Raw genomic sequence first — 20,960 nt, 5'->3', positions numbered from 1 at the left:
GATAGCGCCGTTGCGGGAGCGACTGTTGCGCAGGCTAATGTTGATGCAGCCAACGCAGCGCTTGCGGTTGCGATCGCGGATCGCGTCGCGGCGGATGCGGCGGCGGCTAACGCGAATGCAAACCTTGTGACGGCTTTGGCGGTGCTTGCAGCTGCGGACACGGCGTTGGCGTTGGCCAATGCAGACGCGGCCGCTGCGGCCGCCGCTGCTGTTGCCGCCGAACAAGCCGCAACGGACGCGAACGCAGCTGAGGCGGCGGCATTGACGGCGCGGGACGATGCCCAGGCGGCTCTGGACACCCTGATCGCCAACGGCGCCGCGCAAGAAGAAATCGATGCAGCCACGGCAGTGCGAGACGCTCGCCAGTCCGACCTGGATGCAGCGATTGCCGCCTCCGACTTGGCGGATGCTGCTGCTGCTGCTGCCAGCACTGCCTCCGCAGACGCCGCCAGCGTCGCGGCGACAGCAGCGGCGGCTCAGGCTGCCGCCCAGGCCGATGCGGACGCCGCGCAAGCGGCTGCGGACGCCGCCGCTGCAGCGGCCACAGCCGCGGCTCTGGTCGAGGCGAATGCGAATGCGGCGTTGGCAAGTGCGCAAGCAGACCTTGACGCCGCCAATGCGCTGGTTGTCACGCGTCAGGCTGAGTTGGATGCGGCCAATCTCGCGAATGCGGATGCGCAAGCAGCGGCGACGGCTGCGGCGGCCCAAGCCGCCGCCGATGCTGCGTCGGCTGCGGATGCGCAGGCGCAGGCCGATGCTGCGGCGGCCGCTGAGCAAGCCGCGCTGGATGCGCTGACAGCGCTGCAAAACGCGGACATTCCGCAAGCAACGATCGACGCCGCGCAGGCGACGTACGACGCGGCGGTGATTGCGGCCGCGGAGGCGAACGCACAAGCGGACACATTGTTGGCGCTCGCAACCGCAAGCGCGGCGAATGCCGCAGCGCTTGGCGCGGATGCAGCGGCCGCCGCCGCTGCCGCCGCCAGCGCCCAGGCGGCTTACGATGCCGCTGTGAGCGAAGCCGCGGAGGCGAATGCCGCGGTAGTCGCAGCTCAGGCAGCGCTGGATGCAGCGCTTGAGGGCGCGCCGATCGTCCAAAGTCCGGGCCTCGATGGGGCCTTTGGCACAGGTGACGATCGCGACGTCTTCTTCATTCCAAATATCGCCCCCGATGAAGGCTTGTCGGCGCCGTTCAACAGCTGGTTTACGCTGTTTGGCCAGTTCTTCGATCACGGTCTCGATCTCGTGAACAAGGGTGGTTCGGGCACGGTCTTCATGCCGTTGATGCCCGATGATCCGCTCTATGATTTCGGTGCGGATGGTGTGGTCAGTGCGGACGATGGTTTCGGCGCCGATGGCGTGGCCAACACGAGCGATGACAGCCCCAACTTCATGCTGTTGACGCGAGCGACGAACGGGCGTGGCCCGGACGGAATTCTCGGCACGGCCGATGACATCCGCGAGCACAACAACCAAACAACACCCTTCATCGATCAAAACCAGACCTACACGTCACACCCGGCGCACCAGGTTTTCCTCCGCGAATACCGGCTCAACGATAACGGCGACGCGGTGTCGACGGGGCGCTTCTTGGATGGTGCGCACGGCGGATTGGCGACGTGGGCGGACATCAAGAACCAGGCGCGCGACATGCTGGGCGTGCTGTTCAGCGATCATGACGTGCACAACATCCCGCTCGTCATGACCGACGCCTACGGGCGCTTCATTCCCGGCGCCAATGGGTACGCGCAGATCGGTGTTCGCGTCGGCAATGGCGCCGATGGGATCAGCGGCACCGCCGACGACGAGATTGTTTACGTCGAAGGCGTCGCGGGCGGCTTGGACATCAACGACCCGGCGGCGATCTCGGCAGCGCTTGCGGCGGCTGGTTCGTCGTTCACGTCAGGCTCCGTGGTTCGCATCAATCACGCGTTCCTGGATGACATTGCGCATGGCGCCGCGCCGGGCGTGTTTGACCATGACGGAAGTCCGGCCACACCGCGGATCAACCAGACTGCGGACGCCGACGATCTGGTTGGCAACAATGATGGTCTGCCGGGCACCTATGACGATGAATTGCTCGAAGCGCACTTCATTACGGGTGACGGTCGCGGCAACGAGAACATCGGCCTCACCGCCGTTCACACCATCTTCCACTCCGAGCACAATCGCCTGGTGGGCGCGATCCACGACGAGGTGCGCGCGATCCTGGCGACCGACGGCATTTCCGACTTTGTGCGCGGCTGGGTCTCGCGCCTGCCAGGTGAGAGCGATGCGGCGTTCGATGCGCGCATCCTGGACGGCATCAGCGACGAAGAGTTCAACGGCGAACGTGTATTCCAAGCCGCACGTGTCTTCACTGAGATGCAGTATCAGCACCTCGTCTTCGAAGAGTTCGCGCGTAAGGTCCACCCGGGCATCGATATCTTCATCAATATCGATATGACGATTAACCCGGCGATCTTCGCCGAGTTCGCCCACGTCGTGTATCGCTTCGGTCACTCTATGTTGACTGAGACGGTCGATCGCTTCGATGCGGATTTCAACGTCATCGGCGCGGGTGGTGTCGCTGGCCCTGAAGAACAACAGATCGGGCTGATCGCCGCGTTCCTCAATCCGGTGGAGTTCGTGGCGAGCGGTGTTGATGCGGCCGAAGCGTCAGCCGCCATCATCCGGGGCATGACCCGTCAATCGGGCAACGCCATCGATGAATTCATCACCGAAGCGTTGCGCAACAATCTGGTCGGCTTGCCGCTGGACCTTGCGGCCCTCAATCTAGCGCGCGGTCGTGACACCGGCGTTCCCGGGCTGAACGAAGCGCGTCGCCAGATTTACGCGATGAACGGCGATTCTGCGCTGACGCCGTATACGAGCTGGATCGACTTTGCGCAGAACGTGAAGCACCCGGCGTCGGTGATCAATTTCATCGCGGCGTACGGCACCCACGCGCTGATCACGGCGGAAACGACGATGGAAGGCCGCCGTGCGGCGGCGATGGCGATCGTCACTGGAGTGGATCAGGTGTTGGCGGACGGACGCGTGATTGCGGCGCCCACCGACGCGTTGGCGTTCTTGAATGCCACCGGCGCCTATGCGGGTGGCTCTCTTGGCGGTCTGGAAGATGTCGATCTGTGGATCGGCGGTCTCGCCGAAATGCCGCCGCCCTTCGGCAGCATGCTCGGTACGACGTTTGCGTTTATCTTTGAAACGCAGATGGAGATGCTCCAGAACGGCGACCGCTTCTATTATCTGGCGCGCTTCTCGGGCCTCAACTTCCTCTCCGAGCTGGAAGGCAATTCGTTTGCCTCCCTCATTATGCGCAACACTGACCTGAAGCACTTGCCGGGCGACGTGTTTGCCACCCCGGATTGGACGCTTGAGGTCGACCAATCGCAACAACACACGGGCCTTGGGCCAAATGGCAATGCCGACCCGACTTGGGCCGACGAAGGTGAGCCCAATAATCTGTTCACACCGCTCGTCTCACGCAACAACCCGGATACACTTGGCGCCGATACGAACTACCTCCGCTACAATGGCGGCGGCCACGTTGTGCTCGGCGGCACTGAGAATAATGACATCCTAATCGGCGGCATTGGCGACGACACCGCCTGGGGTGACGGTGGCGACGACCGGATCGAAGGCGGCGGCGGCTTCGACATTCTGAATGGCGGCGACGGCAATGACATCATCACCGACAATGCCTTTGATGGTAATATCAAAGGCGGCGATGGTGATGACGTCATTCACGCCGGCGACGGCATCGACTTGGTCATCGGCGGTCGCGGCAATGATTTCGTGAACCTCGGCACCGGTGAAGGCGATGAAGTGTTCGCCGGTCTGGGTAACGACTTCATCACCGGCGACGGCACGCTTGTGGGCTTGGTCGGCGGCTTCGGCGACGATTGGGTGGAATCCGCCTTCGGCATCGGCACGCTCGCTGGCGATAACGCCGACGTGGACGGCGCCGCGTTGAACTTCGCGGGTGAGGATGTCAATGGCGGCCACGATGTGATCATCGGCGGCGGCGCGCCCAACGATTTCGACTCGTTCGGCGGCGATGACATCATGGTGTCCGGCCTCGGCACTGACCGCCTCGAAGGCTTCATCGGGTTCGATTGGGTCAGCTATCAGAACAACACCGAGTTTGGCGCTGTCGCTGACATGGAAATCCGTGTGTTTGGCCAGCCGCCATTGCCGGGCGATCCGGGCGCCACGCTCGATCGCTTCGACATGGTTGAAGCGTTGTCAGGATCGCAACTCGACGACGTACTTCGTGGCGATGATCGTGTAGCCGACCCGCTCACCGAACCTGAGCTCACGCTGACCGGCCATGAACTCAATGCAGAGGGCATCGCGCGTATTGATGGTTTGGCTGAATTGCTTGGTCAACTTGGCGCTGGCGCGAACGGAGTAGTGGGCGACGCCGACGACATGTTCACCGGCGGCAACATCATCCTGGGCGGCGGCGGATCGGATATGATCGAGGGCCGCGGCGGCAACGACGTTCTGGATGGCGACGCCTACTTGCAGGTGGCCATCGGTGTCGATCGCAACAATGATGGCGACTTCAATGACGCAAACGAGCGCGTCACGAGCATGAAGACGATCCAAAATGAGATGCTCGCCGGTACGCTCAAGGTGAGCCAGCTTGGGATCGTGCGTGAGATATTGACCTCAGCGACACCCGACATCGACACGGCTGTGTTCACGGGCAATCGCGCGGACTATTTTATCGAAGGCCAAGACACCTTCGAGGGGATCAGCGATCAAGACGGCGATGGTTTCATTCAAGTGATCCATCTGCAGCGTGACGGCGCGGGTGTCATCGTACCGGGCGCCGTGGGCATTGATGGCTTCGACTACCTGCGCAACATCGAGCGCATGCAGTTCAACGACACCGTCGTTCAACTGGGCGATATTGCAAATGAGGGTCCCGTTGGCGTACCGCTGATCAACGACACAACGCCTGCTGAAGGCCAATTGCTGACAGTTGATGTTTCGGGCGTCACGGATCCGGACAATATCGCGACCGGAGGCGTGATCACGGGGCTCTCCTCGATCACCTGGCAGGCCGATGGCGGCGATGGCGCCTGGCAAGACATCATGGTTGTTGGCGGCGCCAACGGCAATGAAGGCCCAGTGCCGGCAACCGGGCCGACGTTCCGCGTGACCCAATTGGAAGCTGGCGCGCAACTGCGCGTCCGCTTCAACTACATCGACGAGAACGGCGTGCTGGAGACGGTGTTCTCGGCGCCGACGGCGTCGGTGACGCCGCTCAATGACGCACCGGTGGGGGCGCTGGTGATCAGCGATACGACGCCGACAGAGGGAGATATCCTCACGGCCAATGTGGCGTTTATCGATCCGGACGGCACGGACGGCGCGGTATTCACGTTCCAGTGGCAACAGCAATTGGCGAATGGCACATGGCAAGACATCGCCGGCGCCAATCTGCAGCAATTCCTTGTTGCGGCGGCGCAGATTGGTCGCCCGTTGCGCGCCATCGTTACCTACACTGATGATTTCGGCACGACAGAAACGGTGACCTCGGCGGCAACCGACGCCGTCGGCGATTTCATCACCGGCACCAATGGCGCCAATGTCATCACGGGTACGGCGTTCGCCGATCGTATCCTCGGTCTAAACGGCGCTGACACACTCAACGGCGCAGCTGGTGGGGATGTGCTTGAAGGCGGCGCTGGCGGCGACATTCTGAACGGCGGCGCGGGTGCGGACGTTCTCCTGGGAGAAGCCGGCGGCGACTCGCTCAACGGCGACGCTGATAACGACACGCTCAATGGCGGCGCCGGCAATGACAACATCAATGGCGGCGGCGGCGACGACCTGATCCAGTACACGATTGGCGACGGCACAGACACCGTGAACGGCGCGGCAGGCAACGATACATTGGCGATCACCGGCACGACCGGCGACGACGTGCTCGACGTCCGCTTCAATGGCACGCGTCTTGTCACCGTTGAGGACGGCAACGTCACCAACGTCGAGGTGGTCAACGCCAATCTGCTCGCGGGCAGCGATACGTTGAATTATTCAACAACGCTCGCGGCTGTGGCTGTTGCGGTCAATCTGACAACTGGCGTGGCGTCCGGTTTCACCACAATCGCTGGCATTGAGAACGTGACCGGCGGGTTGGGTAACGACAACATTGTCGGCAACGCTGGAGCGAACATCCTTACCGGTCTCAATGGGGCCGACACGATCGATGGCGCCGGCGGTGATGACATTCTCGTTGCCTCAACGGGTGACGGCAATGACACCTATGTTGGCGGCCTTGGCGTTGACTTCTACAGCCTAGCGAACACGACAGCCGGCGCGGTGGTTAACGTGTCGACCGGCTCGGCGACGAGTGCGCAGACAGGCACGGACTCGCTGTCGGGCATTGAGGGCATTATCGGCTCATTCGGCGCCGATAACATTACCGGGGACACCAATGCGAACATCATCGATGGCGGCGATTCTGCCGATGTCATCAATGGCGGCGCAGGCAATGACACGCTCTCGGGCGGTGCAGGCAACGGCGATGTCGTCAATGGCGGCGCGGGCAACGATCTCATCATCTACAATTTCGGTGATGGGACAGACAGCTCGTACGATGGCGGCGCCGATGTAGATACATTGCGCATAAACGGCACGACCGCTGCGAATACGCTGACGGCCGTGTGGAATGGCGCACGTCTCACCAACGCCAACGGCACGACGCTGATCAATATCGAAGCGGTAAATGCCGATCTGCTCGGCGGGGTCGATCGCCTCGACTACACCGGCACGGGCGCTGGCAACGGCGTCACGGTCGATCTGGGCGCCGGTTCGGCCTCCGGCTTCAGCGCCATTGCCGGCATTGAGAACGTAACCGGCGGCGCCGGGAACGACTCAATTCTGGGCGACGGCGGCGCCAACGACCTCGATGGCGCCGGCGGTTCGGATACCTTGAATGGCGGCGGCGGCAACGACAACCTCAATGGCGGTGGCGGCAGCGATACGCTCATTGGCGGTTTGGGCAACGACGATCTGAATGGCGGCGCTGGCAACGATACGTTCGTCTTCAGCGGCGCGTTCGGAGCCGATCGGATCACCGGGTTCGACGAAAATCCAACTGGTGGTCAGGATCTGTTGGACATCAGCGCCTTGGGCGTCACCGCGGCGAATTTCGCTGCCTCGGTGACGATCGTCCAGCAAGGGGCGGACGTTCTTGTCACGATCAACGGCCAAACCATTACGCTGCTGGGAGAGACCGTAGCCAACATTACGGCTTCGGATTTCTTGCTCGCGCCGTAAAATCTCTGCGCGCGGTCGCTCTTAACCAAGCGACCGCGCGCAGATGGTGTGCGCGCTAAGCCGGTTGGGGAAACGGCTGTCGCTCGGGGAACCTGTACGCAAGGGTTATGAGCGTTACGCGAGAGTATGGGCCGTGGCTGGGCTGGGCATAAGATTTCCACGTCTTTCATTGGTTGAGTTGTGGGCACGGGGACAGGCCTTGCTGTCGCGCGCGGCCGACTTCGTGCGCACGCGTATCGGTGCGCTGCGTGCGTCAATTGACCGGTTCTTTAATCTGCCGCCTGAGCAGCTCGAAACATTTTCCGCCGCGCAGATGATGAGCCGCGGACCGCAGAGTCTGCGTACGCATGTGATGTTGATCGTGGGCTTTAGCGCGGCGATCAATCTGCTGTATTTGGCGCCATCGCTCTACATGCTGCAGGTCTATGATCGCGTAATCCCAACGAGCGGGGTGCTAACGCTTGTTTTGCTAAGCGTGGTGCTAATCGCAAGTTTAGCGGTTTTGGCGCTGCTTGATTCTATTCGATCGCGACTCTTGGCGCGTGCTTCGGTTCGCGTCGAACGTCTCGCGGCGGACGCCGTGATTGAAGAGGGGATGCGCGCGCGCCGCGCGGGCGCACAGCCGGAAGCCACAAGCCGTGATCTGGACAATCTGCGCACGGGCATCACAAGCCCCGCGGCCGCGGGTTTGCTGGATCTGCCCTGGACGCCGCTCTTCATCATTATCTGTTTTGTGATCCATTTTTGGATCGGCGTGCTCGCCATCGTTGGCGCCGTTATCATTTTGCTGCTGGCGCTGGCGAACGAGCGAAGCTCACGTGACTCGATCTCTCGTTTGTCGAGCCTGGCTGCGCGTTTCTATTCGGCAAGCGATGCAGACTTGAACGCCGCTGAGACTATCCATGCGCTGGGCGCCAATTCTCGCTTTCGCCATCGTCGTGGAAAGGCGCGCGCCGATTTCGTCGGCGCTCAAACCGATGTCGCCATAACGGGTGCGGGATACTCGTCGATCACGAAGGCGACGCGCATGCTGCTGCAATCCGCCGCGTTGGGACTGGGCGCCTTTTTGGCGGTACAGCGGGAAATCTCACCTGGGGCCATTATCGCGGCGACCATCCTGACGGCGCGCGCGTTCGCGCCGGTTGAACAGATCGTGGGCGGCTGGCGACAATTGGGTATGGCGCACACCTCCTATCTCGCATTGCGGAAATTGTTTGCAGCCATGCCGACGTCAATGGCGCGTACGCCGTTGCCGACCCCGGAAGGGCGACTCGAGCTTGAGCAAATCTCAGCGACCGCCCCGGATGGACGCACATTGGCGCTGCAAGGCGTGTCCTTGCAGATCGAGCCGGGTGAGGTTGTTGGCGTCATCGGTCCCAGCGGCGCCGGCAAGACAGCGCTTGCGCGCGTGCTTGCGAATGCGGCGACGCCCCGAATGGGCGCGGTGCGATTGGATGGCGCACGGTATGCGGACTGGGATGAAGAGGCTCTGTCTCGCCACATCGGTTATCTGCCGCAGCGCATCGATTTGTTCGACGGCACGATCGCTGACAACATCTCGTCCTTCGTGCCGAGAACGCCTGAGACAAGCGAAGCGATCGGCGAAAGTGTCGTGGCGGCTGCGATCGAGGCTGGCGCGCACGATCTCATCTTGCGCTTGCCGCGCGGCTACGAAACCGAACTGGGGCCGTCAGGCTCGGGCATTTCACCCGGTCAGGCGCAACGTATAGCGCTGGCGCGCGCGCTTTTCGGCCAGCCCTGCGTGCTCGTGCTGGATGAGCCGAATTCGCACTTGGACCAAGAGGGCGAGGCCGCGTTGGCCGTAGCGATCCAGCGCGTACGCGCACGTGGCGGCGTTGTTGTGGTGGTGGCCCATCGAGCCGGCATCATCGGTATCGTTGACAAATTGCTGGTGCTTCGAGACGGGCGTGTCATCGAGTATGGACCGCGACAATCCGTGCTTGCCAAGATCCAAGCAGCGGCCGCGCCTAAGTCTGCACCTGTTGGGGCGCGTTCATGAAGATGGAGCCGCCACCTACCGAATTTGAGGCGCTCAACGACAATCCGTGGCGAGAGGGGCGCCTTGGTGTGGTCGTGCTTGCGGTGTTCTTCGGCGTGTTCGGACTTTGGGCGGCCTTTGCACCGCTGGATGCCGGCGTCGTGGCGGTGGGCGAAGTGATCGTTTCGGGCAATCGCCAGGTCGTGCAGCATCGCGAGGGCGGCGTGATCTCAAGCGTTGCTGTGCGTGAAGGGGATCACGTCGAAGAAGATCAGATTCTTATCGAACTCTCTGCGGTGGAACTGCGCGCACAGGAGCGCGCGCTCGCCGGGCAAGCGATTGAACTGGAGGCGTCTCGGGAGCGCTTGTTGGCGGAGGCGGCGCGCGCGACACGAGTGCAACGGCCTGCAAGTTGGGCGAATTTGCCGTCGGAATATGTCTCGTTGGCCGATGCCGTGTTGGCGCGCCATCAAGATGAGCTACGCGCCAGACGATCCGCCGTTCGCGCACAGACGGGCGTCCAAGGGCAACGCCAATCACAATTGAGCGCACGTATTGCCGGTTACCGCGAGCAGGTTGCCGCCATCGATCAGCAGCACGCGCTGATCAGCGAGGAGCTGCAGGGCTTGCGCACTTTGGCGGCGGAAGGGTTCGCTGCGGAGACGCGCGTGCGCAGTGTCGAACGCACGCAGTCCGAACTCGCTGGGCGTAGAGCGGAATTGCAGGGATTGATTGAGCAATCGCGCGAAGGCATCGGCGAGGCGCAAATGCAATCTCTCTCCATCCGAGAGGATCGCGCGCAATTGATCGCCCAAGAGCTGCGTGTGACCGAAACACAGCTCGCGGAAGTGATTCCGCGTCTCCATGCCGTGCGCACACAATTGGAATCTTCTCGGGTTCGCGCGCCAACCTCTGGCGTGGTGGTGGGACTTTCTTTCTTCAATGAAGGCGCGGTCGTGGGCCCGGGGGAGCGCATTCTGGAGATCGTTCCTGACGAACAAGATATGATCATGAGTGTGCGCATCAGACCGATCGACGCCGACAATGTCGCAGTGGGCCAGCCGGTCAATGTGCGCCTTGCCGCATTCGAAGGCCGGCAAATGCCCTATCTGCGAGGCGAGGTAAGCCGCGTCTCGGCCGACAGGTTCGAAGATGAGCGCAGCGGCGCGCCGTACTTCGTCACCGAAATCCGCGCACCGAGTTCTGAACTCGAGCGGCTCACGGCGGCGATGGGCGGCGACGATCTGCGACTTTCGCCTGGTCTGCCCGTCGAGGTCATGATTCCGCTGCGCAAACGCACAGCACTGCAATATCTACTGGAGCCGCTCAGTCAGACCGTGTGGCGGTCCTTCCGAGAGAATTAATCGATGCGTTTGTCTGCTGCGTCTGTTGGTATTGTTATGCTGATCGCCACTGCCTCGTTTGACGCGGCGGCGCAGGAGACCGAGCGGGCGACGTTCGAATCCGAGGCGATGATCGCGATTTCCACGAGTCCGACATTGGCCGCCGAGCGCGCGCGCGTCCGCGCCGTGCGTGAGGCGCTGCCCCAGGCGTGGTCAGAAATATTGCCGCAAGTTTCGGTCGATGCGAGCGCCATCGAGCAGGATAGCACGGAGGACGAATTCACGCCGGCCTTCACGATCCGAGAGCAACCGGAATATTGGATCGCATCGGTGCGCGCCTCGACGTTGCTGTTCGGGTCCGGGCGTGTGTTGGCGTCGACGCGCCAGGCGCGGGCGCAAATCGCATCGGCAGTGGCGCTTTATCAGGAAGCTATTCAAGGTGCGGCGCTTGAGTTCACTCAAGCCTATGCGCAGACGATCTTCACGCGTGAAGCGCTGCTCGCGCAGGAAGAGCTGCTGACGAACCTTGAAGAGCAGGTGCGCTTTGCCCGCGCCAACCAGCGAGAAGGTTTCTTGACGCGGACAGATGTCGCACAAGCGGAAGCGCGTGCGGCGCAGGCGCGCGCCGATATCTCGCGTGCGCGTGCGCGGATGATCGAGGCCACACAATTCTATGCCCGCGTTGTCGGGCATCTCCCCCGGGAGCTTGCGCCGCCGCCGCCGTTGGCGGGGTTGCCGGAGAGTTTGTCTGATGCGCTCGCACGTGCTGAGGATGATCACCCGGCGTTGGTGGCTGCGGCCGCGGAAGTAACCGCCGCCAACGCGGCGGTGGATCTCGCCGCGGCAAATGGACGGCTGAGGTTGTTCCTGGAATCGTCGAACTCGACCTTCGATGCGATTGGCGGCTCCACCGACTTCAATCAAGAGTTCGAAAGTACGGTGTCTGTGCGCGTACAGGTGCCGCTCTTCTCGGGCGGCGCCAATCGTTCGCGCGAGCGGCAGCAACGACACGTGCGTGACGCCGCGCGCTATGGGTTGCTCGAGACCCAACGGCGCGTGAATGAACGCGTGAATGTGGCCTGGTCCGACGTGGAGGCGGCGCGCGCGCGGGTGGAGGCGTCGCGTATAAGGCTTGATGCGGCGGACCTTGCAAGCCGTGGCGCGCGTCGCGAGCAGCAATTTGGTCAACGGTCCATGATTGATGTCTTGAACCAGGAGCAGGAGCGTTTGAGCGCGCGCGTTTCCATGGCGGAAGCAGAACGCGATCTCGCGATCTCAGAGCGTGCGCTCGCTGCGGCAGTGGGCACTATTGCGCCATTGCTCGGCGTTGAGGCGGTGGCGCATCCGCGTCGTGAGCGTCGGCGCGAACCGGTGATTGTGGACAATGACGATTGGTGGTGAACGCTTCACGCGTCGACTTGTGTTGGCAAGCGGCGCGGCAAGCCTCGTTGGCGTATCCGCGTGCGCCCCTGCGGCGCCGAATGAGTTCGCCAACCTTGGCCGGGGCCTTGATGATGTGACGCTGACAAGTTCCGCAGGCGCTTCCGTTCGTTGGGGTGAACTGGCCGGCGCGCCGCGCGCTTTGTTTTTCGGCTTCACGCGGTGTCCCGTCATATGCCCGGTGACGATCTACGAGCTGACAGCTTCGGCTGATCGTATCGGCGAGCCCGTCGCCGATCTCAGGATCGACTTTGTCACCGTGGACCCTGATCGCGATACACCCGAACGCATGGCGCAATATTTCGCTGGCTTTGGACCAAAGGTGACGGGCTTCACGGGTAGTCAGGAAGCGCTCGCGAGGCTACGCGAGGCGTTTGATGTATCTGCCGCGCGTGTGCCGTTGGAATCTGGGGATTACACAATGGATCACACGGCGACCGTTTTCCTGGTCGGTCGGGATGCGCGTGTGGCGGATGTCATTGCCTATGGCGCCGATCAGGGCGTGATTGACGAACGCCTCCGGGCGCTCGTCAGCCAATAATCATCCCGAGGATTTTCTCGGCTGTCCAAATCAAGCCGGCCCACAGCAGCAACGACGCGATGACCGCGCTTAATGCGGATGCAGCTGGCGATGCACGCTGGGGTGGTGGATCCGGGCGGGTCCCGACGACAGGACGTGCTATAATAGGCCGCGCGGACAGTTTGCGCGTCGTGTTGGCACGCGGCACGTGCGCCTCCGCCTGTTGCGCCGATGACTCAATCTCGACGGTGAGAGACTACGATCTGGCCAAAGTATTATTCCGCCGCCTCATTGTGTTTTGGCCCATTATGGGTCTCGCGCCGCGCGCCAGCCAATAAGGTCAATCTCAACCGTCGTTAGCGGGAGACTGTCCCGTTCTATTGCGCCAGTCACGCGATAGAGTTGAACCTCAAACCCTGTCGGATTGACCGTCTGGCTCACGCCCGAGATCGGTGTGCTGGACCAAGCGAGCTCCGTGCGCGCATCGAGCCGCCGCCGTCCGGCTGGCGTGGACATCGGGTTGAGGTCGCGGAGTAGCGCCAGTGCATTTTGGGCGCTCGTGGATTGTTCGTGCGATGCGTCCAAGCGCGCTTGGCTGCGTGCAAGCTGCGTCTGCAACATCATGATCGGGAAGAGCGCTACGGCGATGATCGCCACAGCCGCAATTACCTCCAGGGTGCTGAAGCCGGATTCTCGACGGCGCGTCATAGGGTGAGCGCACGCAAGACGGCGATAGCCGCGGTCGCCGCGGCCAGGCCTACGCCAAACGGCGCGCCCACAGAGACCACGCCGCCGCGGTTTCGAACCGCCACAACCAAAATCGTCGCCAGCCCCGCGATGAAAACCGCGTAAAAGGCATGCACAGGACCGAGCACCGCGCCGATGGCCGCCGCAAGCTTCACGTCGCCAAGGCCAAGCGCTTCGGCGCTGCCGCGCGCCGCGAATGCGTAGCGTGTGGCCAAGAAGAGGGCGCCCAGGACAACTGCACCGAGTGTTTGGGCTTGAAGGTCATCATCAAACGGCATGACCAAGGCAAGCGCAAAGAGCGCAATCGTGAATGTGTCGGGGATGAGGTGGTGACGTCTGTCCGTTTCGATGATCATCAAGCAGATCAAGATGAGCACGCCGAGCGAGGCGAACGCCGGTCCGATCGCGTGAATGCTCAAGCTCAGGGCTACGGCAAAGGCGCTGAGTGTGGTCCAGAGCGGTATCCGAAGGTCGCGCCGCGCGCCCCATGCAGTCAGGAGCGTTACGACCGTGAGTATGATGACGGACAGAGTGTCGATCATGCGTTAGCCGATCGCTTCGTAAACGCCCACCAGCGCCGAGGCGAGCGCGAGTACGACGCCGCCCACCATCAGCGCAACGGTGGCGATCGCCGCAGGTTCGACGATCAGCGTCAGGCGCTTCAGCACGTCCCGAAGCGCCTCCTCCTGGCGATTGGCGATCGTGTGAAACATTTGGGCAAGCGCGCCGGAACGCTGCCCCGCCCGCAACAAGCTCGCATCAATCTCGGCGATAGCCCCTGCGCCCCGAAACGCGGTGTCGATCTCCGAGCCGGCGCGCAGCGCGGGGATCGCAGCCAGTACAGCTTGGCGATGTGTGCCAGCCGGAAGTGCGCCGGCGGCAAGTGATGTGGCGTCGAGAATTCCTACGCCCGCATCGAGGCTGAGTGCAGCCACGCGGGTCCAGGTGGCGCCCTGGCGGGCTGCGAGCAACGCGCGCAGACCAGGCGTGGCATGCGCGAGGCTGCGCAAGTTCGCGCGGAAGGATTGCGTGCGCGATAGCGCAGAGATCGCCAGTGCCAGGCCCACGAGGCTTAACAGGATCGCTGCCGCATTTGCATGAAAGGCGACGCCAGCATCTAGTACGAACCGCGAAAGGCCATTTGGCATCGATCGCGAGTTTTCCAGCATGGTCGCGAAGCGTGGTACGACCGCGTAAAGCAGAAATGCAACGCTTGCGACGCCGCTGACCACTAGGAAGACGGGGTACGTGAGTGCGTTCAGAATGTCGCGCTCAACGCGTTGTTCGAAGGCGAGCTGTTGTGCTGCCTCTGTCAGGACGCGTGGGAGTTTGCCGCTGGATTCACCGGCGCGCACGAGGCCGTACACATAGGCCGGATAGATAGGCAGCGATTGTTCCAACGCGTCGCCGAACCGATCGCCGCGGCGCAGCGATTGGTTGATCGCGTTAAGGCGCGCTGCCGCCTCGGAACCCGTAAGCGAGTCCGCAAGTGTTTCCATCGCGTCGAGTAAGCGAACACCGGCGCCAGTCATAACGGATAGTTGTTTTAGGATCAGAATGGCGTGCTCGCGCGTCACCGGCCGGCGGCGGGGCGTGCTTTGCGCTTCTTCGCGCAAATCAAGGATCGTGTGGCCAGTTTGCATTGCATCGCGCATTGCATCGGCTCGCGTGGGGGCTTCAACGGCTTGCGTTGTCACCCGGCCGTTGGCGCCCACTGCGCGAATGACGAAGCGGCGCGCGCTCATGCGCCGCCCCCTAGGACGCGCAGAGCCTCAACAAAAGTAGTTTGCCCCTTGCGCGCCGTTACGAGAGCGTTTTCGAGAAGTGACGAGAAGCCATCTTCCCGCGCCAGCGCTGTCAAGACAGTCTCGGGTTCGCGGTTGCGGATTGCGTGCTGAAGTGCAGGCGTGACGCGCGCGGCTTCGAAGACGCCGATGCGGCCCTGATAGCCAGACCGACCGCATGTGCTGCAGCCAATTCCATGCCGCCAACGCGCGTCGCCTGTGCGCAATGGGCCGGGAAGCAAGCGCTCGGCCTTTTGCTCGATGTCGGCCTCGGGCTCGGGCGCCCCACATTGTGTGCAGACACAGCGCACGAGGCGTTGGCCGATGACCATGCGAAGCACATCGGCGAGTAGGAATGGCTCGACGCCGAGATCATTCAGGCGCGCCGCGGCCGCGAGCGCAGAATTGGTGTGAACCGTGGAGATGACGAGGTGGCCGGTTAGCGCAGCTTGCACTGCCGTTTGCGCCGTCTCGGCGTCGCGGATTTCGCCGACGAATATAATGTCTGGATCCTGGCGGAGGATGGAGCGCAGGCCCGCAGCGAAATCGAGTTCGATGTCCGCGCGCACGCCCATCTGCAGCACGCCCGGCAGATTGAGTTCAACTGGGTCCTCGATGGTGACGATCTTACGCACGCCGTCGTTCAGCTCCGAGAGCAGGCGATAGACGGTGGTGGTCTTGCCGGAGCCCGTGGGGCCGGTAATGAGAACGAGACCGTGCGGTTGGTGGATCGCCTCAAGAATGATGCTGCACTGGTCGTCCGTGAGGCCAAGTTCGCTCAGTTCTGGAATGCGATGCGTCGCGCCGAGAAGGCGCAGCACGATGGATTCGCCCCAGGTCGTGGGCAGAGATGAGACCCGAAGATCGACGTCTTGGCCGACGACATTGATGCTCTGGCGGCCATCTTGCGGCAGGCGTCGTTCGGCGATGTTCATGCCGGACAATAGCTTGAGGCGTGATGACACTGCGTCGAACATGTCGATGCTGACGACGCGGCGTTGCGTGAGGACGCCATCGACGCGCATGCGGACAATGAGCTTGTCCTCAAACGGCTCGAAATGAATGTCGCTGGCGCTGCGTGAGAGTGCTTCGGAGAGCACCGAGTTCACAAAGTCGATGACCGGCGCCTCTTCCGCCAACTCGGCAAGGCGACGCGGATCCAAGTGCCGGCTCCGCTGATGTTCCCCACGCAGCGCCATCAGAATGGGATCGACCATGATTGCCTTGGCGAGATGAAGCGTGTAGCCCCCGGCCACCCATTGCTCTAGCGCTTCTTGGATCGGGGCTTCGTGCGCCCGCGGTCCAGCGGCGTGCATGCGCCCCTCAGCGTCGCGCCAGAGGACCAGGTCGTGCTCGATGAACCATCTGATCGGTGCGTCGGTTGTCGCAAGCGTCTCTCGCACGGCCTCAAGACTCGGGCCCCCTTCGAGCGGCAAGACGGGCAAGCGGAATTGATCGCTGAGGAAATCAAGCAGCGCATCTTCGGAGATCACGCCAATTCGCATCAGCGTTGAGAAGAGTTCGTGGGGTTCGCCTTGCTTTGCCGCGATCGCCACAGCGTCCGCCGGCGCAAGCCCACGCTCAACCAGAATTTCCCCTAATTGGTGCATGACCTCACCGGTCCCGATATGGGTGGGAGATTAAGCTATAGGTGCGGCTGCGCGGGAGCCAATATTGGCGCGCGTGGCGCGTGTTTTTCGCGAATTCGGCAGATCGCTGGTGGCGCGCGTCGCGACAAGCTAATCTGGTATGCGGGATGCGCCGCCGGGCCGATACTGCACGCGTGAGAAAGCCTGAGCACTTGAAACGAAATCGGCGACGCGAGCGGGGCTATAGCCTGCTCGAAGTGCTCATTGTGCTGACCATTATCGCGCTCATCGCGGCCCTGGTGGGACCGCGCCTCATGGCGCAATTGGATCGCTCGAAAGTGACGGCCGCGCGCGTTCAGGTGCGTGCGCTGGGCGCGGCGATCGAAACGATGCGGATGGATCTTGGCCGCTATCCAAGTGACGAGGAAGGCATCGCCCTTTTGAACACGCCGCCGCGTGGGGACGATGCGGTGCTGTGGCGTGGGCCGTATCTCGATGCGGACACGCCACTCGACCCTTGGGGCGCCGCGTACGTGTATGCGGCGCCGACGACTGATTTCGGGCGGCCGCGTATTGTGAGCCTTGGTGCGGACCGCGCGGAGGGCGGCGAAGGTTTGGCGGGCGATATCGCCTATGGCGATGATCCGTGAGCCAGCGGCGGGACGGCGAACGGGGTCTGACGATTATCGAGGCCATCGTCGTTACGACAATCACGGCGCTATTGGCCCTCTTGATCCTGCCATTGCTGACACGCGGCGCGATCAACAACACTGCAATCGCAGAGCGCGCTGTCGATACGGTCGATGAGATGCGCGCCGAGCGTGAGTTCAGAACACTCGTGCGCGCCGTGTCGCGCCGCGAGCGTGAGGGCGAGCCGGAAGCGGTGATTGTGGGCGACACCACGCGTATCGTGTTGCACCCAAGCTTACCGACGATTGCCGCGTGCGCCGATGCAGGCGCGCCGGCGGTGGTGCTTTCGATTGGCGACCAGGCATTGAATTGCATCAGCGATGGACGCGAACGCGAGATACTGGCGTGGAATGGCGGTGCGGTGGGGGCTTTTGCCTACAGCGCCGATGGCGTTTCGTGGCAGGAAACTTGGCGCGACGCCGAAAATGCGCCTTTTGTCCGGTTTGAGTTGCGCCAGGGGACACGCGCGCGTGTTATATGGATCGAGCGCGCGTCAAATGGTGCCTCATGAGGCCGGCCGAGCGGGGATATGCGCTGTTGTTGGCCATTGTCGTGGTCGCCGTGCTGGCATTTTCGGTGCTGGCCGCCGCACGTGTCGCCGGTGATGTGAACGCTTCATCTATGCGGTTGCGCGAAAGTGGGGATTTGCTCGCCGCGGAAAATGCGGCGACGCGGGTGGCGTTTCTGTTGCTCACGCATGACGCGGACGGGCGGGCGCTCCGAATTGGCGACGCGGCGCGTTGGGATGGGACTGAGCTTGCGCTCGATGGGCGTTGGTATGCGGTCGAAAGTGCGCCGGGGCTCCATGTCGCGGTGCAGGACGAAGCGGGGCTTTTTGAGTTAAACAATCCAGACCAAAGCGGGCTCGCGTCGTTGCTTCAGCGCGGCGGCGCCGGGGAGGCCGCGCCTGCGCTCGCGGCCGCGTTGGCGGATTATGTCGATGGCGACGATCTTGTGCGCGATCGCGGCGCGGAGCGCGCGGAGTACACGCGGGCCGGAATGCCGGCGCCCGCCGATCGGCCGCTGGTAGCGCGTTGGGAGGCGTTGGAAATTATGGGTTGGCGTGCGCAGGGCATGGATCGCAGCGACGTCTGGGATTGGTTAACGGCGAGCGCACCGGGCCCCGGGATCAACATCAACACGGCGCCGCGGCCGGTGCTGGAGGCGATGCTCGATGATGCGCGTAGTGCAGCAGCGCTCATCGTGCGCCGCGAGGCATCGGCGTTGACTGATTTCGCGGAGCTTGAAGGTCTTATCGGCGCCGGGCGCGTCGCGCGCGGCGACTTTAGCCTCGTCCCTGGGCGGGAATTTCGCGTCCGAGCCGTTTTCGGTTCTCGCGGCCCTCGGCATGGGATTGAAAGACGGATGGAGTTGGGCGGCGAGGACGCCACGCAACCCTTCAGGTGGGTGGAGCAACGCGAACTCAGGTTAGCGCCGATACGGGATGACCAAGCAATCACCTCCCTCTCGCTCGCACCGCCTGCTCCTTGAGAGCGGCGCTGTTTCGGATGTGGCGACGCCGCACCGTGGCGGTGCGCGCGATGTGATTCTGAGCCGCGCCTTGACGCGGTTTCGCGTCTATCGCGCGCCACCTTCGCTGAACTTCTTTCAGCGTGCGCAGGCGGCGCGCGTGTTCGCTGAGGCTCATGCACCATTCGACAATCCGGGGACGCTCATTCTGCGCACGACTATCGGCGCCGCCATCTGGTATTGGGATCGCAATAAACTCGCGGCTTTGGAGCCGCTTGGACGGGTGTCTCCCGAAAGCGTATGGGGCGCCGCAGGTGAAGGTTGGCGTATCGTGGCATGCGCAGAAGGCGTGGCGGGGGAATATTGGGAGGCGGGATGCCTGCAAGCCTCGATGTGGCGGCGACAAGACTTTACCGCTGAGCAATGGCGCACTTTCGTGTTGAGTGTGGCGAGCCCAGCTATTGCGGCGCCGGCTGATCCGCCGCCTCCGATAAAGCTGCCGCTGAGCAGCATAGCTTGGCGGTGGCGCGTAATTGGCCCGCCGCCTTCTTGGCGCGATGCGGAGCGCGCAAGCGTAACAATGGCGATATGCGCGGCCGCGATTGGTGCGTTCCTGAGTGGCCAGGCGATCAAGTCGAGCGCTATTGCACAGCGCGAAGAGGCGCGCATCGAAGCCGTCGAGCAGACATTGCGCGAAGATGCGCCTGTTGCCGAGGCGATTGAGCAGCATCGATTTCTGACTGAATATGCGCGGGCGACCCGACCGCGGCACGTGTTGATCGCGGCGACAGAGGCGCAAGAGGTGCTGGCTCGGTTCGGTCTGCAGGCCGATACTTGGCGCATCAGCGACGGACAGATGAGCCTGCTCGTAAACGGTGTGCTTGGCGAAACGCCGGTGCGGGATGTAGTGCGCGGCATCGACGAAGCCGACCATCTTTGCGCGGCGATGCCGGAGATTGCCGGCGCTGGCCGCTTCGAGATCAGGGCCAACGTAACAGAACCGGACGCGCCATGTCCGGCTATGGCAGGGCCGGAGGAGCGCGGGTGATCGCATCGACGGTTCAGGCCATCGCTCGGACAGTGAGTGGATCGACGCCGCGCGAGCGCGCAGGGCTTGCGCTTCTTGCAGCAGTGGCGGCCGTCACGGCTGCATTCTACGCGCTTGAGTGGGCAAGCGCGAGTGGTCGAGAGGCGGCGCGGGCCACTCAGCAAGCTGCAGAGCGTGCAACGCTGTTGAGCGTGTTCTCGAACGAGGAATTTCGCAATCGCGTGGCTTTAGGCGTTGGAAACGCCTGGCGCTCAGGGTTGGCGACCGACGAACTATCCGGCGAAGAGATGTTGGTGGAATTGGAGACCTACGCCCAGCAAGCGGGCTTCTCCGATGTGCAGATAACCCTGCTGGAACCAAGCGGCGGCGAAGGGCGTGTGACGCTGCAGCCCGTGACCATAAGCGCGGCGTTTGATTGGGGCAGCATGATTGCATTGCTGGAGGCCCTGGAATCCACTGAACGCAGTTACGCGGTGCAATCAATTGATGTCGTTGGCGAGGAGGGGGCGCAGCAGCTTACGCTGGTGGTCGCCGTGCCGCTCCTGCGAGAGATTGGTTCGCCATGAATGCGCAGATGTGGATCATCCTTGGCGGTGTGCTCGGCGGCTTGGGGCTTGGATGGTTAACGGCGCCGAGGCCTGCGCCTGCCAATGAAGCGGCGATTGAGATTCCCACATTGGCGCATCCGAGCGCTGAGGCCGCAGAAGCGAGGGCGCGGCTGGTGGCGCTGGGATTGAGGCCGCCCCTCGTGATTGATGAGGGGCCTCCGCCGCCGGATATCGCACTTCTTTTTCGCCGTGATCTCACGGCAATTGAAGAGCGCGATGACGGCCATGTGGTTTGGATCGTGGACTTTAACCAAACAACGCAGAGACGCGCACTCCGTGTGGGCGATGTTTACCAGGATCGCTGGCGTGTTGCACGAATTGGACCGCAATCGGTTGAGCTGCGCCGTCGCCGCGAGGTGCGAACGATCGATGTGTTCGCGTCCTCGGGGATTGCACCGTGAGCGTGGCCCCAAACGTGCTAGG

The 20,960-nt window shown here is 62.9% G+C and carries 15 protein-coding genes and 1 pseudogene; 12 read left to right on the top strand and 4 right to left on the bottom strand.

The window, feature by feature from the left end; all coding sequences use genetic code 11:
• Nucleotides 1-1,080 precede the first annotated feature (1,080 nt).
• The 6 genes and pseudogenes from EPJ54_RS20375 to EPJ54_RS05245 all read left to right on the top strand — a co-directional run.
• A pseudogene (locus EPJ54_RS20375) lies at nt 1,081-3,681 on the top strand (peroxidase family protein); the annotation flags it as partial.
• Nucleotides 3,661-7,299, top strand: coding sequence for a beta strand repeat-containing protein (locus EPJ54_RS20370; RefSeq protein ID WP_476723324.1), 3,639 nt, complete (start codon nt 3,661-3,663; stop codon nt 7,297-7,299). The pseudogene EPJ54_RS20375 and the gene EPJ54_RS20370, both read left to right, overlap by 21 nt.
• A 199-nt stretch (nt 7,300-7,498) precedes the next feature.
• On the top strand, nt 7,499-9,319 hold the full coding sequence (locus EPJ54_RS05260) for a type I secretion system permease/ATPase (protein ID WP_167755585.1): 1,821 nt from the start codon (nt 7,499-7,501) through the stop codon (nt 9,317-9,319).
• A complete protein-coding gene (locus EPJ54_RS05255) occupies nt 9,316-10,662 on the top strand; it encodes an HlyD family type I secretion periplasmic adaptor subunit (RefSeq protein WP_135210599.1) in 1,347 nt (448 codons plus the stop codon). The genes EPJ54_RS05260 and EPJ54_RS05255 overlap by 4 nt, the downstream gene beginning before the upstream one ends.
• A 3-nt stretch (nt 10,663-10,665) precedes the next feature.
• Nucleotides 10,666-12,042, top strand: coding sequence for a TolC family protein (locus tag EPJ54_RS05250; RefSeq protein WP_135210598.1), 1,377 nt, complete (start codon nt 10,666-10,668; stop codon nt 12,040-12,042).
• Complete coding sequence (locus EPJ54_RS05245) at nt 12,026-12,622, top strand: SCO family protein (protein WP_135210597.1); 597 nt, start codon at nt 12,026-12,028, stop codon at nt 12,620-12,622. Before EPJ54_RS05250 ends, EPJ54_RS05245 begins: the two co-directional genes overlap by 17 nt.
• Before the next feature lie 285 nt (nt 12,623-12,907).
• On the opposite strand, the gene EPJ54_RS05240 is transcribed toward EPJ54_RS05245, so the two are convergent.
• Genes EPJ54_RS05240 through EPJ54_RS05225 form a run of 4 tightly spaced genes read right to left on the bottom strand, consistent with a single transcriptional unit; the run spans nt 12,908 to nt 16,742 of the window.
• Nucleotides 12,908-13,309 carry a hypothetical protein gene (locus EPJ54_RS05240; protein WP_135210596.1) on the bottom strand — a complete coding sequence of 134 codons (402 nt, stop codon included), beginning with the start codon at nt 13,307-13,309 and terminating at the stop codon, nt 12,908-12,910.
• A complete protein-coding gene (locus tag EPJ54_RS05235) occupies nt 13,306-13,890 on the bottom strand; it encodes a prepilin peptidase (protein WP_135210595.1) in 585 nt (194 codons plus the stop codon). Before EPJ54_RS05235 ends, EPJ54_RS05240 begins: the two co-directional genes overlap by 4 nt.
• Before the next feature lie 3 nt (nt 13,891-13,893).
• Nucleotides 13,894-15,093 carry a type II secretion system F family protein gene (locus EPJ54_RS05230; RefSeq protein ID WP_135210594.1) on the bottom strand — a complete coding sequence of 400 codons (1,200 nt, stop codon included), beginning with the start codon at nt 15,091-15,093 and terminating at the stop codon, nt 13,894-13,896.
• Nucleotides 15,090-16,742 (bottom strand): GspE/PulE family protein, encoded by a 1,653-nt coding sequence (locus EPJ54_RS05225; RefSeq protein WP_135210593.1) that lies wholly within the window; start codon nt 16,740-16,742, stop codon nt 15,090-15,092. The genes EPJ54_RS05230 and EPJ54_RS05225 overlap by 4 nt, the downstream gene beginning before the upstream one ends.
• A gap of 191 nt (nt 16,743-16,933) precedes the next feature.
• On the opposite strand from EPJ54_RS05225, the gene gspG reads away from it, so the two are divergent.
• From gspG to EPJ54_RS19740, 6 genes are all read left to right on the top strand, one after another.
• Nucleotides 16,934-17,371: a type II secretion system major pseudopilin GspG gene (gene gspG, locus EPJ54_RS05220; RefSeq protein ID WP_239590764.1), complete on the top strand. Its 438-nt coding sequence runs from the start codon at nt 16,934-16,936 to the stop codon at nt 17,369-17,371.
• Complete coding sequence (locus tag EPJ54_RS05215; protein ID WP_135210591.1) at nt 17,368-17,922, top strand: hypothetical protein; 555 nt, start codon at nt 17,368-17,370, stop codon at nt 17,920-17,922. The genes gspG and EPJ54_RS05215 overlap by 4 nt, the downstream gene beginning before the upstream one ends.
• A 26-nt stretch (nt 17,923-17,948) precedes the next feature.
• The gene (locus EPJ54_RS05210; RefSeq protein WP_167755584.1) at nt 17,949-18,902 is read left to right on the top strand and encodes a type II secretion system protein GspK; all 954 of its coding nucleotides are present in this window, start codon (nt 17,949-17,951) and stop codon (nt 18,900-18,902) included.
• A gap of 70 nt (nt 18,903-18,972) precedes the next feature.
• On the top strand, nt 18,973-19,929 hold the full coding sequence (locus tag EPJ54_RS05205) for a hypothetical protein (RefSeq protein WP_135210589.1): 957 nt from the start codon (nt 18,973-18,975) through the stop codon (nt 19,927-19,929).
• Between the two features lie 32 nt (nt 19,930-19,961).
• Entirely contained in the window at nt 19,962-20,495 is a 534-nt protein-coding gene (locus tag EPJ54_RS05200) for a hypothetical protein (RefSeq protein ID WP_135210588.1), read from the top strand.
• Nucleotides 20,492-20,938 carry a hypothetical protein gene (locus tag EPJ54_RS19740; protein WP_167755583.1) on the top strand — a complete coding sequence of 149 codons (447 nt, stop codon included), beginning with the start codon at nt 20,492-20,494 and terminating at the stop codon, nt 20,936-20,938. Before EPJ54_RS05200 ends, EPJ54_RS19740 begins: the two co-directional genes overlap by 4 nt.
• Nucleotides 20,939-20,960: the final 22 nt, after the last annotated feature.

The organism is Vitreimonas flagellata (assembly GCF_004634425.1).
Taxonomy (GTDB): Bacteria; Pseudomonadota; Alphaproteobacteria; order Caulobacterales; family Aquidulcibacteraceae; genus Vitreimonas; species Vitreimonas flagellata.
This window is presented reverse-complemented; position numbering and strand designations above follow the sequence as displayed.